Origin of the sequence: Rhodococcus sp. IEGM 1341, assembly GCF_030056895.1 — a bacterium.
In the GTDB taxonomy this organism is placed as follows: Bacteria; Actinomycetota; Actinomycetes; order Mycobacteriales; family Mycobacteriaceae; genus Rhodococcoides.
In genome coordinates this window covers 179,439-195,844 of the sequence record NZ_JASHKV010000002.1, presented here as the reverse complement: position 1 = coordinate 195,844, position 16,406 = coordinate 179,439, and the positions used below count along the sequence as shown (strand labels likewise).

Below are 16,406 nucleotides of genomic sequence, written 5' to 3'. Positions count from 1 at the left end.
GCGCTCGACCTCCAGGGGACAGGGCTCAGTCGGTCGATTTCGCGGCGTCGATGACCAGCTGTTCGGCGAGATCGGCGAGTTTGACGTTGGTGTCCTGAGACAGCTTGGCCAGCAAGGCGAATGCCGCCTGCGAGTTCAGGTTGTAGCGCTCCATCAACATGCCCTTGGCCTGACCGATCAGGTCTCGACTGGTCAACGCGGCCCTGATCTGCTGCTCCTCGCGGGCGGTGGAGAACGCGATGGCCGCGTGCGCTGCGAACAGCGAACCGATCGACTCGGCCTCGACACTGAACGCGTCGGTACGAGTGGAGTGCAGGTTCAGTGCGCCGAAGTTGACTCCCTCGACGTAGAGCTGGAAGCAGATCATGCTCTTGACCCCGAGCGCAGACGCCGCGTCGGCGAACTGCGGCCAGCGGGTGTCGCTGTCCATGTCGTCGATCCTGATGGTCGTCTGTTCGATTGCCGATTCGAGGCACGGTCCCTCGCCCAGCTGCTCCTGAATCTTGTCGCAGTGGCCGGCGGGCTCCCCACACAGCGCGGCGCTGTGTACGAACTTGCCCTGCAGCACGGTGGTGATGGACGCGAACTCGGCGGACGGCACATTGGCCACCGCGGACTCGGTGATGACGGCCAGAACTCGATCCGGATCCGAATGCTGACGCCGCAGCTTCTCGGCCACCTCGGCCAGTCGTCGACTCAGCTCGAAATCGGTGACCCGCGAGCGCGTGCCCGTCGAATCCATTGTCTGCTCGCTGATGGTCGTCACCTCGTCCTGATGTTGCACCAGCCCTGCTACTGCGCAGGGGCGCATCCCGGCATCGGCGGTGTGCCGACAACACAGGATACGCCCCTGAAAGCAAAGCTCAACGACCGTTAGCGGGGCATCAGAGTGTGCTGGGTGCGATCAGCGAGTGCACGAACCCGATTTTCTTCACGACGGTCGGCGGCAGCACGAACGGGTAGAGGTCCTGGTGTCCCATCGATCGGTTGATCTGGTTCAGCGCCCACGACAGCGGCAACCACCAGTCGACGATCTGATCGAAGCCGACGTCACCGGGCAACGGGCTCTCCAGCGTCGAACCGGCCGGTGCCATGCCGAACGCTGCGGCCGTGTCCAGGGTGTCGCGGATGTGCAGGTAGTGCGCAAACGTCTCGGCCCAGTCCTCGGCGGGGTGCATGGTGGCGTAGGACGAGACGTAGTTGTCTTCCCAGCCCTCGGGCGCACCTTCGCTGTAGTGGCGGTCGAGGGCGTCCTGGTAGCTCGAATCCGGATCCCCGAACAGCTCCTCGAAGGCCGCGCGATGCTCACCGTCTCCGACCAGCACCATTTGGTAATAGTGGCCGATCTCGTGCCGGAAGTGCCCGACGAGCGTGCGATACGGCTCGGACATCGCGACGCGCAACTGTTCGCGGTGCACGTCGTCTCCCTCGGCGAGGTCGAGGGTGATCAGGCCGTTGTCGTGGCCGGTCATCACCTGTTGTTCTGCGCTCGAGAGCAGATCGAACACCAGGCCGGTCGCGGTGTCCTCGTCCCGGCCCACGATGGGCAGTCCCAGTTCGGTCAGTTCGAGTACGACGCGACGCTTGTTGGTCTCGGCGTCGGCGTACGCGGCCATCGCGTCGACGTCGTCGTCGGCGGGGCGAGTGCGGGTGAGCCGGCAGGACACGCAGAGTTCGTCGGTGTCGGCGGTGTCGACGAGCCAGTTGCAACGCGCAGTGTTGAGGTTGGCGCACATCTTCCATGTGGCCCCGTCCACCTCTGCCTCGGCGACACCGTCGTCGGCCTTGTCCGGAAGCACCAGCAGGGCTCTGCTCGGCAGATGGAAGCCGAGTGCGCTCGAGCAGCTCAGACACAGTGAGTTCTCGAACGACAGCTTCTGTCCGCATTTGCGGCAGATGAAATCACGCATGGATGTTCCTTCGTGGCAGGGGTTGAGTCGGACTCGTATTCCCGTTTATGTGCGGACTAATGCCGTTTGTCGAATATGTCGTGCACATCTCTCGCCGCGCGGCGGATTCGGCGGCGCAATAACGTTACTCTGCGGGCTCCCACCTGCGTGGAAGCAAAGCGCCGACCGCCGCGTTGGTACAGACTGCTTCACAACACTCTCCGAGAGGACGCGGGCCGGAAGATGGCAGATCAGATCACGCCGACGAATCGGCCGATGGCGCGTTTCGTCGAACGGATCTCGCGAGCTCGCGGCGAGAGGAACAGCGAGACCCTGGCGGCGGGCTTTCTGCTCGCGGCGACACTCATCGCGCTGATCTGGGCCAATTCACCCTTCGGCGAGACCTATCAGTCGTTCTGGCACACGGAGCTGTCGATCACCATCGGCGAGCACGGCATCTCTCTCGACCTGGCCCACTGGGTCAACGACGGGCTCATGGCGCTGTTCTTCTTCGTCGTCGGCCTCGAAGTCAAGCGCGAGTTCGCGATGGGCGAGCTCACCGACCGATCCCGTGCCGCTATTCCGATCGTCGCTGCCGTTGCCGGCCTGGCCGCGCCTGCGTTGCTGTTCCTCGCCTTCAATCCGTCCGGGCCCGCCGCCCAGGCCTGGGGCGTCGTCATCTCCACCGACACTGCGTTCCTGCTCGGGGCGCTCGCCGTCCTCGGACCGAAGAAGGCTGCTCGGCTGCGCATCTTCCTGCTCACGCTCGCTGTCGCGGACGACGTGGGCGCGCTGGCGATCATCGCGTTCTTCTACACCGACAACCTCGACGTGGTGCCGCTGATCCTGGCGTTCGTCGGGCTCGGACTGATCTTCCTGCTGCGCCGGCTCGAGGTGTGGCGCGGAGTCGGCTACTTCGTCGTCGCACTGTTCACGTGGGTCGCAATGTACGAGTCCGGAGTGCACCCCACGCTTGCCGGAGTGATGATCGCGCTGATCCTTCCGGTCTACCCGCCGCGACGCACCGAGGTCGAACGCGCGTCGGATCTGACGCGCGCGTTCCGGCAGTCGCCCAATCCCGAATACGCCCGCGCGGCCCGCCTCGGACTCGATCGCGCGGTGTCGGTCAACGAACGTCTCATGCGGCTCTATCAGCCGTACACGGCGTTCATCATCGTGCCGATCTTCGCGCTCGCCAACGCCGGCGTGGTGCTGAGCTCGGAGACACTGAAAGCTGCATCGACCTCGACGCTCACCTGGGGCATCATCGCCGGACTCGTCCTCGGCAAGCTCGTCGGAATCACCGCGGCCTCTGCGGTTTTCGCGAAACTGCGGCCGTCGTCCCTGGCTCCGGGACTGACGCTGTCGCACATCGCCGGTGGTGCGGCGATGTCCGGCATCGGGTTCACGATCTCCCTGTTCATCATCGACCTCGCCCTCGACGACGAACTCCTGGCCGACGAGGCACGCGTGGGCGTGTTGGCCGCCTCGGTCATCGCGGCGGTGTTGGGCTGGCTCCTGTTCCGCATCGACGAGAAGATTCATCCGCCGAAAGCCGAGGCATCCCTGCGCATTCTGCGCCCGGTGAACGCCAAGCGCGATCACATCCGCGGTCCGGTGGACGCACCACTGACGATCGTGGAGTACGCGGATTTCGAGTGCCCGTTCTGCAGCAAGGCAACCGGCAGTGTCGCCGAGGTACGCAAACACTTCGGCGACGACCTGCGCTACGTCTACCGACACCTGCCGCTCGACGACTATCACCCGCACGCCCGCTACGCCGCGTACGCCAGCGAGGCCGCCGCAGCGCAGGGCAAGTTCTGGGAGATGGCCGATCTGTTGTTCCGCAACAGTGATGCTCTCGAACCCGACGACATCGACGGCTACGCACGCGAACTCGGCCTCGACATGGACAGATTCGAGGACGACATCCGCACCGGCGATCACGTCGTTCGCGTCGAGGACGACGAACTCGACGCATCGTCCTCGGACGTGGACGGCACCCCGACGTTTTACCTGGGACGCGGCGACAAGAACCTGACCAGGCACATCGGACCATACGATGCGGCGACGTTGATCCGAGAACTCGAATCCATGTGAGTCGTGGGCAAGGTTGCACAGAACACGGCTCGATCGACCGGATCCCGTCGATACGGCGTCGTAGTGTGCAACCTTGCCCGGCGACTCGAAGCAGACCGGACGGTATGCTGCAGTGAGGCGTACGGCAGCAGAAGGGACCGACCGTGGACGCAGAATCCGCGCGCGCGATAACGGGAGCGATTGCGCTGACACTGTTCGTGTTGTCGCTGACGGTGTACGTGACCGCACTGGTGACCAAAGACCCGGACCAAGAACCCAATTCGTTGATCGGCATCAAGACGCGGGCCACCAAGTCCAGCAAGGAAGCCTGGGTCGCCGGCCACAGAGCCGCATATCCCTACATGATGGCGGGCGCCACCCAGTGCCTCGCATCAGCGGTGTTGATCGCGGGGCTACTGATCCTGGGCTCCATCCCCGCCACGGCCATGCTGACGCTCTCGGTGGCCTTGGCGCTCGGCGGAGCCGTCGTCCTGACCTCGAGCGGAATCAAAGCCGATCGCGAAGCGAAAAGACATGTGCGCGTGGGGTGATGGATTTAAGGGCAGTCGCGACAGAGAAATCGCCATGGGGACCTCGCCCGGGCACGATTGCACAAAACACGGCTCGATCGACCGGATCCCGTCGATACGGCGTCGTAGTGTGCAACGTTGCCCGGCTCCGTCAGCTCTCCGTTCGATTCCCCTCCGCATCCCAGTGCTCAGCAACCTTTTTCGACGGCTGCACGCGTGGCGGTTCGCCGGGCATCTTGGGGTAATCCGGCGGGAAGTTCAGCTCCCCGCCCGGCAGTGTTTCCCACAGTTGCAGAAGGGGTTCGAGGGAGTAGGCCTGCTCGTCCATATCGGCCCACGGGTCACCGTCCTGAACCAGCTCCGGCACCGTGACGAGGTTGTATTCACGTGGATCGGTGACATCTGCCAACTGCGACCACGTCATCGGAGTGCTCACCGTCGCACCCGGCCGGGCCCGCAGACTCCACGCGCTGGCGATGGTTCGGTCTCGATTGTTCTGGTTGTAGTCGATGAAGATGCGTTCTCCGCGTTCCTCTTTCCACCAGTTGGTGGTCACTCCGTCGTCGCGCCGTTCCAGTTCGCGGCCCAGACCGATGGCCGCATGGCGCACCTGCTCGAAGGTGTACTGCGGCTCGATGCGAACGTAGATGTGAATGCCCCGATTCCCGCTCGTCTTCGGGTAGCCGCATAAACCCAGCTCCTGCAACAGCTCTCGGGTCACGTCGGCGACACGCAGGGCATCGGCGAACGTGGTTCCCGGCTGCGGATCGAGGTCAAGCCGGAGCTCGTCGGGATGGTCGACGTCCGGTCGTCGCACCGGCCACGGATGAAAGGTCAGCGTGCCCATTTGCGCCGCCCACACCAGCGACGCGGATTCGGACGGACACAGTTCCTCGGCGGTGCGCTTGCTGGGGAACGCGATCTTCACCGTCTCGATCCACTCGGGCGCACCCTTGGGCAACCGCTTCTGGTAGAAACCGTCGCCCTCCTTGTCCTGGGGGCCGAGTGCCAATCTCATGCCCTCGCGATAGCCGTCGGGCCACCGCTCCATCGCGGTGGGGCGGTCACCGATCGCCCGCATCAGTGGCTCCCCGACGGCCGCGAAGTACTCGCACACCTGCAGTTTGGTGATCTCCGGGGTGCGTTCGGTGGCCTCGAAGATCACGCGATCGGGGCTCGACACCCGCACTTCGCGTTCGCCGGCCTGCACGAACGCCGGTGGTGTTTTCGCGGCCATGGCTACCGTCCCCCGGCGATGACGTCGGCGACGTCGTAGCGCACCGGAACCTCGAGCTGGTCGTAGGCGCACGAGCGCGGCTCACGATCGGGTCGCCACCGCAGGAACCGCGCCACGTGCCGCAGCCGAGCCCCTTCCATCTGGTCGTAGGCCACCTCGATGACCCGCTCGATGCGCACCGGGATCCAGTTGCGGTCGTTGGACGAATTCCAGCGGGTCGCTTCACCGTCGTACGTGACGTCGTCGCCGAGCCGGAGCGGTTCGAGTTCTTCGAGCAGTTCCAGCCGTCGCTTGTCGGTGAAGGCCGACGCGCCGCCGATCATGCGTAGGTCGTCACCGTCGTACAGACCGAGGAGCAGAGATCCGATACCGTTGCCGGACTTGTGGATTCGGTAGCCGATCAACACACAGTCGGCGGTACGCGCATGCTTGATCTTGACCATCTCGCGCTTGTTCGGCAGATAGAGACCGTCGAGCTTCTTGGCCACCACACCGTCGAGCCCGGCACCCTCGAAACGCTCGAACCAATCCTCGGCCACCGCCGCATCGTCGGTGGCGGAGGTGACGTGACAGCTCGTCCCGCCGGTACCCACCGCGTCGAGCAGCCTCGCTCGCCGCGTCGAGAACGGCTCACCCGTCAGGTCCTCGTCGCCGACGGCCAACAGGTCGAAGCCGATGAACTGCGCAGGAGTCTTCTCCGCGAGCATGGTCACCCGACTCGCCGCGGGGTGAATCCGTTCGGACAGCGACTCCCAGTCCAAACGAGTGGATCCGTCCTTCTCGCGGGGTACGACGATCTCGCCGTCGACGACGATCTTCTCGGGCAGCTCGGCCTTGATCGCCTCCACCAACTCCGGGAAATAGCGTGCCAGGTCCTTACCGCCACGTGACCCCAGCACCACCTCGTCTCCGTCACGGAAGACGATCGCGCGAAACCCGTCCCATTTCGGCTCGTACGACCACACCGCGGGCCCGTCCTCGGGCTGTGCGGGCACCACTTTCGCGGCTTTGGCGAGCATCGGTGCGACCGGCACGGCAAGAGGAAGATCCACGCAGTTCATCCTGCCTCATGCAGCCGACGAGCGAGTCCGATATTTTCTACACGAGCACGGTCGAACCTACGAGGGCAGGACTCACCATGGCGTCATCCAGTCGTTCGGTCCGCGCTCTCGTGCTCGCGTTGTCCTCGTGCGCGGCGCTGATGCTCGGCGGATGCGCCTCGGAAGTGTCCGGTACCGCCGTCGCCATCTCCGGTGCCACCATTCCCGCCACCACGACCACCAACCCTCCCACCACCACACCTCAGACCGACATCGACGACGGCGGCAGTGTCGACATCGACGTGGAGATCGGCGAGTGCGTGGCCCTGGGCGGAACCGTCGACGAGGCGGCCATCGACAACGCGGCCTGCGGATCTCCGCAGTCCAACTACGTCGTCTTCGCCAAGACGCCCACCTCCGCCGAGTGCCCCGAGGATGCCGATCAGTACTACTACGAGACCTACTTCGACATCGAACAGGGAGCCCTGTGCCTCGACATCGACTGGCAGGTCGGTGGATGCATGGACCTGGTCGGTGAATTCGCTCAGCGGATCGACTGCGCGACCCCCGGTGCCGACACCCGCCGCGTCGTGACCATCCTGCAGGGCACCTCGTCCGTCGACGACTGCCCCGACCCCGCGCTGTACGGATTCGAGAAGGACTCACGCAACTTCGTCGTCTGCGTCGAACGGTTGTGACCGCCACCGACATCTCGGTCTCGAGCGCTCGGGGGCGCTGGATCGTCGCAGCCACGGTGCTCGGTTCGGCTCTGGCGATGCTCGACGCCACCGTGGTCAATATCGCGTTACCCGCGATCGGTCGCGATCTCGGTTCGGGCGTCACCGGTCTGCAGTGGACGCTGAGCGGTTACACGTTGACGCTGGCCTCGCTGATTCTGCTGGGCGGGTCCCTCGGTGACCGGCTGGGGCGCAGGCGGGTGTTCGTCTGGGGCACCGTCTGGTTCGCGGCCGCGTCGGTGCTGTGCGGGCTCGCTCCCAGCATCGAGGTGCTGGTCGCGGCGCGGCTGCTGCAGGGAGTAGGTGCGGCCTTGTTGACGCCGGGTTCTCTCGCGCTGATCTCGGCCTCCATCAGGGCCGAGGATCGAGGAGCTGCGATCGGTCTGTGGTCGGGTCTCGGCGGTGTCGCGTCCGCGGTCGGTCCGTTGCTCGGCGGCTGGTTGGTCGACGCCGTCGGCTGGCGTTCGGTGTTCCTCATCAACATCCCGCTCGCCGTCGTGGTCGTGTGGGTGGCAGCGAAACATGTTCCCGAGAGCCGAGATCCGCACGCATCCGGCCGACTCGACGTACCGGGAGCGGTGACCGTCGCGGCGGCGCTGGGTCTGCTCACATACGGTCTGATCGAGTCACATGCTCTCGCGCTCGCTCTGGGTGTCGTCGCGGCCGGGGTGTTCGTGGTGATCGAGCGTCGTTCGCACGATCCACTGGTTCCGCCGTCACTGTTCGCCTCCCGAGTGTTCCTGGCGGCCAACCTCGTCACCTTCGCCGTGTACGCGGCTCTGGGCGGCGTGTTCTTTCTTCTGGTGCTGCAGTTGCAGTTCGCCGTGGGCTACTCACCCATCGCGGCCGGGGTGGCCACGCTGCCGATCACCGCTCTCATGCTCGTCCTGTCCGCCCGCGCGGGCAGAATTGCCGGACGCATCGGACCTCGTGTTCCGATGACCGTCGGGCCGCTGCTCTCGGCACTGGGGCTGTTGCTGATGTTGCGCATCGGACCCGGATCCAGCTATGCCACAGACGTTCTGCCCGCGGTTCTCGTCTTCGGGCTCGGACTGTCCGCTCTGGTGGCCCCGCTGACCGGAGCGGTTCTGGGCGCGGTGTCCACCGATCGTGCCGGAATCGCGTCGGGTGTCAACAATGCCGTGGCCCGCACCAGCCAACTGCTCGCCGTAGCCGCGCTCCCTGCGCTCGCCGGTATCGCTGGATCCGATTACGCTGCGCCGGAGGTGTTCTCGGACGGCTTCCACACCGCCATGCTGATGTGCGCCGGATTGCTGGTGATCGGTGCGGTCATCGCGGCGGTACTGATCCGCGGCACCGGCGAGGACGCGTCGAACTGTCCCCCGCACTGCGACATCGGCTCACCACCACCTGCGTCGCGTCGGAGCGCGTGACTCACCGCACTGGGTCATCGCACGATCAGCACCGAGCAGTCGGCGTGGTGAACGAGATTCTGACTGACCGACCCCAGAATCGTCCCACGCAGAGCACCTCGACCCCGAGAACCCACCACGAGCATCGACGCCGACGCCGACATCGCGCGCAGGCCTCGCGTCGGGCTCGACTGCGCGCTCACAGTGCTCAGCGCAACCTCCGGATACTTCTCGTGCATCTTCTCCACATGCGTTTCGAGCCAATGCTTTTCGTGAGCGCGAATGCTCACCCAGTCGACGCCCTCGAATCCCGTCCCCAGACCCGGCTGGGCCGCGAATCCCCAGTAGTTCGCCGCGACCACCGGTGCACCGACGGTGTGGGCGAACTCGAGCGCTGCACTCAATGCTCGATCCGACTGCTCACTTCCGTCGACGCCCACCACGATGGGCCTGGCGGGATCGCTACTCTCCCCACCACGCACCAGCAGTACGGGGCAACGGGCGTGCGTGACGACCCGAAGGGTGTTGCTGCCCAACGTCAGGTCTCGTAGTGCACTCGACTTCCTCGATCCCAGCACGATCAATTCGGCATCGGCATTCGACAGGTACGACGCGATGGTGCCGTCGACGCTGACGATGTCGACGGACACGTCGGGTGCAACGTCGTGCATCGCTCCGGCCGCGCGGGTGAGATGCTTTCGCCCGATCATGCGGAGGTCCCGCTCGAGCGCACCGCCGTCGACGAACGCTGCCGATCCGTACCAATCCCCCTCGGGGACAGCGTGAATCAACCGAACGGACGAATGTGTCTTCGCGGCGTAGGCGGCGGCCCACAGCGCTGCGGCATCGGCCTCGGTGGAGCCGTCGATGCCCACCAGGATGGGAAGCACGCGGTCGGTGGAATTGCTCATGATGTGTTCCTGTCTCGATGGGAAGCCGTCGGGTCGGTCAGGGGTGGAACAGGGCAGATACTTCGTCGGTATCGATATCGGTGCGGCATCCGCTCGATTCGAGCTCGACGTAGAAGGTCTCGTAGCCGCGCGGGTCGGCCCCGCTGACACCGGTGCTGCGCCGCTCGAAGACGCGCACCCCCGGCCACCGGCCGAGCACCGCTGTTCTCAGATCGTGTCCGTCCGGGGAGGTTCCGGCGAGCGGTCCGTATTCGGCGATCATCACCGCGTACACGCTGCCGCCGGTCGACGCGGTGGTCACCGGAAACACCGTCGACCCTGTCGATGCCGGACTGTCGACGGTGATGGAATCGGTCTCCATCCGCCGGGTGCCTGCCGCTGCTCGTGCGTCGTTCGTCATCGTCGAGTCCCCGCTGTCGTCGTGTCTCTGCAGATCATCACCGGGCAGCGCGCGTGCCGCGTGAGGTTGCTACTGGTCGATCCGAACAGTGCCCTCGCCACCACTCCCCGTCCGTGACTGCCGACCACCACGAGGCCGGCGCGCTTGGACAGATCTATCAACAGATGCGCTGGATTACCCTGTTGCACAATATGTTCGACGGCTACGTCCGGATACTTCTCACTCCATCCGGCAAGACATTCCGACAGCAGCATTCGCTGCTCGCGCTCGATCTCGGCACTGTCGGGCGATCCAGGCAGAGAGAGCGCCGCCCCCTGGGACAACGAGCTCCAGGCAAGCGCGGCGATCATCGGCACACCCAACAACGACGCCAGATCGAAGGCCTGCTCGACGGCCACCTCACTCGTCGCGCTGCCGTCGATACCGACGAGGATCGGTGCGTAGACGGTGCCGACTCCCTCCCGCCAGACGATCACCGGACACAGGGCCGCGTTCGAGGTCTCCTGCGCCGTACTCCCGAACAACGCCGACACGATCGGGCCGGAACCGGAGTTGCCGACGACGAGCATGCGCGCGGTGCGGGAGTGCCCGACCATCATCGTGCATGCGGTCGCTTCCTCCACCGAGGTGGTCACGGCCAGATTCGGATGATGGGCCAGCACCGCGGTGGCAACGTCGGTGACGACGCGTTCGGCCGCGCGCCGCTGCTCGTCCCACACCTCCCTCGGCACCACCGTTGCGGGCCCGCCCATGTAGAACACGGGCTGCTGTACTGCCCCGGCGATCAGCAGCGGAGAATCCACCTTCTCGGCCAGGGTGGCCGCCCAGCGGGCAGCGTCGATACTGGCGGGCGAGCCGTCGACGCCGACAACGATTTTCTGGTGTCCTGCGAGAATCACGATCGTCTCCTGTTCGTTGCGCGGGCGGGTGCCGAGAGCACCGACGCGACCGCGTGTCGTGGGGTTCGGGGTGGCGGTGAGCCGATCATCGGTTTACCGACTCGAATCAGTACCTGCGCGACGCCTGTGCGTGCAGCGAGAGATTCGACCAAGCGCCTGCTACCCGACTGTTCCGTCATGTGCGTCAATGGGCACGTAGCCAGTCCGTCCGCTGTCGCTGCCAGGAGGAAGGCAGACATGGCTCGACCGCTCTGCAGCCAATCCAGGCGTTCGTCCGATGACGTCTCGAGCAGCACCACGGTGGATTCGTCCTCGACCGGCTCGTGTGTCACGGTCGCGGCGACCCGGTGCGGTTCGGGGAACACTCGTCCGACCTGCACCCTCGATGCATCCGCGCGGTTCGTCAGAGCCTCGGGCGGAATTCCTCCCGATCGGAACGCGTGCCCGGCCCACCATCTGATCTCCGCCTGATACGTCGCGTCGTACTTACGTACGCTCGCGCTCAGAGTCGATGCCTTCGCCAACGTCTCTTTGGACTCGGCCGACAGGACTGTCATCTCGGCGCCGTAGTGCTCCTGACCCAGGTATCGCGTCAGATCGCGATTGCTCGGCACCGGCCCGAACGCTCGCCGATCCGAGTACCGCCGATTGATCGCAGTGAGCAGGTCGAACTCGTGCGACCGGGGATGCGCGTCGTGTACGAAACGAACACGCGCGAGGTGATCCGGTGCACCCGGGGTCGGCAACAGGTCGATCTCTGCCGTCCACCTGTTGGCTGCCGCGGCCTTCTGCAGGTGGTCCAAGGCAGCCCCGCAGCTCATCACCATCTGCCGCTCGGTCGGGTCTATCGCCCCGAGCACGCGCGAGCTGTCGGTGTACAGATCGAGTACGTGCTCGGAGTAGATCCACCTCCACGGCTGACTGTTGTGCACCGACGGAGCGCGACACGCGAGCTCCACCAGCATCTCCACCACGGCCGTATCCGGCTGATCGTTCATCGTCTCTCCTCGGACTCCCACCGCGATGCGGTGACACACCCACTCTCTCCCCGAGCCGGTGGTGCTCGACAGGGCCATTCGTCACTCGATGAAGGGCACTCGAGACGTACGAGTTGGGTGCATGCCGATCGAGAGCCGCAACCACAGGTTTAGTGTTGACGGTGAATGCGACTCAGGAGCGGAACCTGAGGACGCGACCGTCCGCCGACCGCTCAGGAGAGTCATGACGACCCCGCAGAATCCCCACGAAGACATCGACGTCAAGCCGCGCAGTCGCGACGTCACCGACGGACTGGAGAAAACGGCAGCGCGCGGCATGCTCCGCGCCGTCGGGATGGGCGACGAAGACTGGGGCAAATCCCAGATCGGCGTCGCGTCGTCGTGGAACGAGATCACCCCGTGCAACCTCTCGCTCGAACGTCTGGCGAAGGCCGTCAAGAAGGGCGTCCACGCCGCCGGCGGCTACCCGCTGGAATTCGGCACCATTTCGGTGTCCGACGGTATCTCGATGGGTCACGAGGGCATGCACTTCTCGTTGGTCTCCCGTGAGGTGATCGCCGACAGCGTCGAAACCGTCATCAGCGCAGAGCGTCTCGACGGTTCCGTCCTGCTCGCCGGATGCGACAAGTCGCTGCCCGGAATGCTCATGGCCGCAGCGCGCCTGGACCTGGCGAGTGTTTTCCTCTACGCCGGCTCCACGTTGCCCGGGTTCGCGACCCTGTCCGACGGCAGCGAGCACCAGGTGACGATCATCGACGCCTTCGAGGCCGTCGGAGCCTGTTCGCGCGGATTGATGTCACGCGCCGACGTCGACACCATCGAACGCGCCATCTGCCCCGGCGAAGGTGCCTGCGGCGGAATGTACACCGCGAACACGATGGCCAGCGCAGCCGAAGCTATGGGAATGTCGCTGCCCGGCAGCGCATCTCCCCCCGCTCCCGATCGCCGACGCGACGGATTCGCGCATGCCAGCGGCGAGGCCGTCGTCGACCTCTTGCGACGCGGCATCCGCACCAGCGACATCCTCACCAAGGAAGCATTCGAGAACGCCATCGCCGTCGTCATGGCCTTCGGCGGCTCGACCAACGCGGTGCTGCACCTGCTCGCCATCGCACACGAGGCGCAGGTGGATCTGACCCTCGCCGACTTCACCCGCGTCGGCGCGAAGGTTCCGCACCTGGCCGACGTCAAGCCCTTCGGCAAGCACGTCATGACCGACGTCGACGCGATCGGCGGAGTTCCCGTCGTGATGAAGGCTCTGCTCGACGCAGGCCTGATGCACGGCGACTGCATGACGGTCACTGGAAAGACCGTGGCGGAGAACCTCGCTCACATCGCGCCCCCGGACCCCGACGGCAAGGTACTGCGCGCACTCGACAAGCCGATCCACCCGACGGGCGGCATCACCATCCTCGAAGGATCGCTCGCCCCCGGCGGAGCCGTCGTCAAGTCCGCAGGCTTCGACTCCGACGTCTTCGTCGGCACCGCACGAGTTTTCGAGCGTGAACGCGCGGCCATGGACGCCCTCGAAGACGGCACCATCGCAGCAGGCGACGTCGTGGTCATCCGCTACGAAGGACCCAAGGGCGGGCCGGGAATGCGCGAGATGCTCGCAATCACCGGAGCCATCAAGGGTGCGGGACTCGGCAAGGACGTCCTGCTGCTCACCGACGGCCGATTCTCCGGCGGCACCACGGGCCTGTGCGTCGGACACGTGGCACCCGAGGCAGTCGACGGCGGACCCATCGCCTTCGTCCGCGACGGGGACCAGATCCGACTCGACGTCGGCAAGGGCACCCTCGACTTGCTCGTCGACGCAGCCGAAATGGACTCCCGCGCACAGGGCTGGGCACCACTGCCGCCGCGCTACACCCGCGGAGTGTTGGCCAAATACTCCAAGCTGGTCGGATCCGCCTCGAACGGTGCGGTGCTGATCTAGCCGTCCCCTTCCCGCCCGCCCCCCCCTGCCCCCTGCCGCGTCAATGGACCATTGCATACGTCTCGGCGCTGCAATGGTCCATTCACGCAAGGACACCGTGCGCGTCGATGGCACTTTGCATACGTCTCGGCGGTGCAATGGTCCATTGACGCGGGCGGGGTTGGGTGCGCGGGCGGAAGGCGGGCCCGAGGCGGGCGGAGTGCGACTACAGCGGCATTGCCCACATGGAGCTCGAGCGTTCCTTGAATGCCGTGCAGTTGGCGTGTTGCTTACTGGCTCGCTGGTAGAAGGTCTGCAGCGGCTCGGTGAGTTCGGGCGGCTGAGGTGTGGGCGCAACCGGCAGATCGCTGAGTTCGAGGGCTGCGTCGAGGGCTTCCTCGGCCTCGACGCGTCGGGTGCGCGCCAGGTTGGACAGGGCGAGCTGGTGGATCGTCACGCGGTCGCCGGACTTGCTGTCCACCGTGGCCTGTCGGGCGACGGAGGCGTCGAACTCGTACACCTTCGAGGCCAGCTGATAGATGCTGGGACGCTCGAGCTCGGCGTCCACCAGAGCCGGCTCGGCCACGGTGTGCGCAGGTATCGGTGCGGTCTCCTCCGCGGTGCGCAACGCGTGCCGTGCGCCGGAATTCTGGGGCTTCGCCGACGGCCGCTCCAGTAGTTGCTCGAGCTCGGCAACCTCACGATCGGCTGCCGGGTCCTTCGCCGGCGGTGCGACGAACGGCACGATCGGCTCGAACTCGATCTTCTCCGACGACGTCGCCGCAGTCGCATTCTTGGACGGTATGAGCAGCGCGACGATCACCGTGCCGACGCCGAACACGACGGCGGCAACAACACTCGTGTGCACCACTGCGTCACCGAACGCCGCGACGGCATTGGCTTCGAGATTGTCGGCGAACCCACTGAGGAATGCGTTCTGGTCACGGATGACGTCGGAAACGATCACCGCACCGGCCAACGAATCCTGCGATGCCGCAAGCCCTTCCGCCGCCTGTCCGGTGTACTGGCCGTTCGGTTGCTTGCCGGGGAAGGTCTGCAGGAATCCTTCGATGCCCTGGCGGTAGGACGCGGCGAGCACCGATCCGAGCACAGCGATACCGAGCGATCCGCCGAGTTCGAGGGCGGTGTCGTTGAGGCCGCCGCCCACCCCGAGCTTACTGTCCGGGAACTCGCCCATGATGGAGTCGGTGCAGGGCGAGACGGACAGTCCGATTGCCAGACCGAGCAGCGTCAGCACCGGAAGAAAGTCGGAATACGTTGCCGTCGAATCGATCCCGATGAGCGAGACGACCGACAGCGTTCCCACGATCATGCCTGCGGTGACGGTGACGCGCGGTCCCAGTTTCGGCGTGAGCCACATCGTGATTCCGGATCCGACGAAGACCGCGCCGGCCAACGGCAGGAGGTGAACGCCGGTGGACACCGGACCGTAGCCGAGAGCGAACTGGAGATACTGGGCGACGAAGTAGATGGCGCCGAAAGTGACGAGGAAGAAGATCAGCACCGCGAGGGTGGCACCGCTGAGGATGCGGGAAGAGAACATCCGGACGTCGAGCAACGGATTGGGATGGCGCAGTTCCCATCCCACGAAGCCGACGACCGACAGCAGCCCGACGAGCGCGAAGTACAGAGGCCCGACCGTCCAGCCGAAGTGCATCCCCTCGATGATGGCGTACACGATGGTCGACACGGCCAGCACCGACAGCAGTCCACCGATCCAGTCGATCGCACCCGGGTCGACGGCCCGTGACGGCGGGACCAGCACGACGGCACCGACGATGGCGGCCAACGCGATCGGAACATTGATCAGGAACGTCGAGTGCCAGGTGAAGCTCTCGAGAAGCCAGCCCGCCAACAGCGGCCCGGCCGCGATCGCGAGTCCCGAGGTTGCCGCCCACACGGTGACAGCGGTGGCGCGTTCCCGCTTGGGAAAGGTCGCGACCAACAGCGACAGGGTGGCGGGCATGACGATGGCTGCGGCGACACCCATGACGATGCGGGCCAGGATCACCCCGAGGGTGGCATCGGTGAGTGCACCGGCCACAGATCCGGCGACGAAGATGATCAGGCCGAGAATCAGAGCGCCGCGGCGGCTGTAACGATCTCCGATCACCCCGCACAGCAACATCAACGACGCGTAAGGGACCGTATAGCCGTCGATCACCCATTGCAGGTCGCTACTCGTCAGACCGAGGTCGAGTGTCATCGACGGTGCGGCGACCAACAGGGACGTGTTGGCCATGACCACGATCAGCAGGCTCAGACACAACACCACCAGAGCCGACCAGCGTCGTGGGTACGGTTTGTGCATATCTTGGACAGGCGTCATCGCAAGCAGTGTCATCGTGTGTTCCCCCCCGTTGGCAAAGTGCGA

14 protein-coding genes are annotated in these 16,406 nt (G+C 65.5%); 5 read left to right on the top strand and 9 right to left on the bottom strand.

Annotated elements, in window-relative coordinates; translation table 11 throughout:
- Positions 1-25 precede the first annotated feature (25 nt).
- Entirely contained in the window at positions 26-766 is a 741-nt protein-coding gene (locus QM615_RS08075; protein ID WP_149407079.1) for a GAF and ANTAR domain-containing protein, read from the bottom strand.
- Between the two features lie 118 nt (positions 767-884).
- Entirely contained in the window at positions 885-1,910 is a 1,026-nt protein-coding gene (locus QM615_RS08070; RefSeq protein WP_149406888.1) for a zinc-binding metallopeptidase family protein, read from the bottom strand.
- Positions 1,911-2,132: 222 nt separating this feature from the next.
- Between QM615_RS08070 and nhaA the strand changes: the two genes are divergently transcribed.
- Together nhaA and QM615_RS08060 are read left to right on the top strand one after the other, a co-directional pair.
- Positions 2,133-3,989, top strand: a complete 1,857-nt coding sequence (nhaA, locus tag QM615_RS08065) for a Na+/H+ antiporter NhaA (protein ID WP_149406887.1) — start codon at positions 2,133-2,135, stop codon at positions 3,987-3,989.
- Positions 3,990-4,132: 143 nt separating this feature from the next.
- Complete coding sequence (locus QM615_RS08060) at positions 4,133-4,519, top strand: SdpI family protein (RefSeq protein WP_149406886.1); 387 nt, start codon at positions 4,133-4,135, stop codon at positions 4,517-4,519.
- A gap of 130 nt (positions 4,520-4,649) precedes the next feature.
- On the opposite strand, the gene QM615_RS08055 is transcribed toward QM615_RS08060, so the two are convergent.
- The gene (locus QM615_RS08055) at positions 4,650-5,735 is read right to left on the bottom strand and encodes a DNA polymerase domain-containing protein (protein ID WP_149406885.1); all 1,086 of its coding nucleotides are present in this window, start codon (positions 5,733-5,735) and stop codon (positions 4,650-4,652) included.
- A 2-nt stretch (positions 5,736-5,737) separates the two neighbouring features.
- Positions 5,738-6,787 (bottom strand): ATP-dependent DNA ligase, encoded by a 1,050-nt coding sequence (locus QM615_RS08050; RefSeq protein ID WP_094669158.1) that lies wholly within the window; start codon positions 6,785-6,787, stop codon positions 5,738-5,740.
- Between the two features lie 86 nt (positions 6,788-6,873).
- Between QM615_RS08050 and lppU the strand changes: the two genes are divergently transcribed.
- Both lppU and QM615_RS08040 read left to right on the top strand, forming a co-directional pair.
- Positions 6,874-7,473, top strand: a complete 600-nt coding sequence (lppU, locus tag QM615_RS08045) for an LppU family putative lipoprotein (protein ID WP_094669155.1) — start codon at positions 6,874-6,876, stop codon at positions 7,471-7,473.
- Positions 7,470-8,906 carry an MFS transporter gene (locus QM615_RS08040; protein WP_149406884.1) on the top strand — a complete coding sequence of 479 codons (1,437 nt, stop codon included), beginning with the start codon at positions 7,470-7,472 and terminating at the stop codon, positions 8,904-8,906. The genes lppU and QM615_RS08040 overlap by 4 nt, the downstream gene beginning before the upstream one ends.
- Positions 8,907-8,920: 14 nt before the next feature.
- On the opposite strand, the gene QM615_RS08035 is transcribed toward QM615_RS08040, so the two are convergent.
- From QM615_RS08035 to QM615_RS08020, 4 genes are read right to left on the bottom strand one after another with little or no spacing between them, the layout of a single operon-like run.
- Entirely contained in the window at positions 8,921-9,796 is an 876-nt protein-coding gene (locus QM615_RS08035; protein ID WP_149406883.1) for a universal stress protein, read from the bottom strand.
- Between the two features lie 37 nt (positions 9,797-9,833).
- Positions 9,834-10,196: a hypothetical protein gene (locus QM615_RS08030; RefSeq protein WP_149406882.1), complete on the bottom strand. Its 363-nt coding sequence runs from the start codon at positions 10,194-10,196 to the stop codon at positions 9,834-9,836.
- On the bottom strand, positions 10,193-11,095 hold the full coding sequence (locus QM615_RS08025; protein ID WP_188078735.1) for a universal stress protein: 903 nt from the start codon (positions 11,093-11,095) through the stop codon (positions 10,193-10,195). The genes QM615_RS08030 and QM615_RS08025 overlap by 4 nt, the downstream gene beginning before the upstream one ends.
- Positions 11,092-12,093: an Acg family FMN-binding oxidoreductase gene (locus QM615_RS08020; protein ID WP_149406880.1), complete on the bottom strand. Its 1,002-nt coding sequence runs from the start codon at positions 12,091-12,093 to the stop codon at positions 11,092-11,094. Before QM615_RS08020 ends, QM615_RS08025 begins: the two co-directional genes overlap by 4 nt.
- 223 nt (positions 12,094-12,316) lie before the next feature.
- Between QM615_RS08020 and ilvD the strand changes: the two genes are divergently transcribed.
- Positions 12,317-14,032, top strand: coding sequence for a dihydroxy-acid dehydratase (gene ilvD, locus QM615_RS08015; RefSeq protein WP_094687186.1), 1,716 nt, complete (start codon positions 12,317-12,319; stop codon positions 14,030-14,032).
- 205 nt (positions 14,033-14,237) lie between these two features.
- On the opposite strand, the gene QM615_RS08010 is transcribed toward ilvD, so the two are convergent.
- Complete coding sequence (locus QM615_RS08010; RefSeq protein ID WP_149406879.1) at positions 14,238-16,376, bottom strand: MFS transporter; 2,139 nt, start codon at positions 16,374-16,376, stop codon at positions 14,238-14,240.
- Positions 16,377-16,406: the final 30 nt, after the last annotated feature.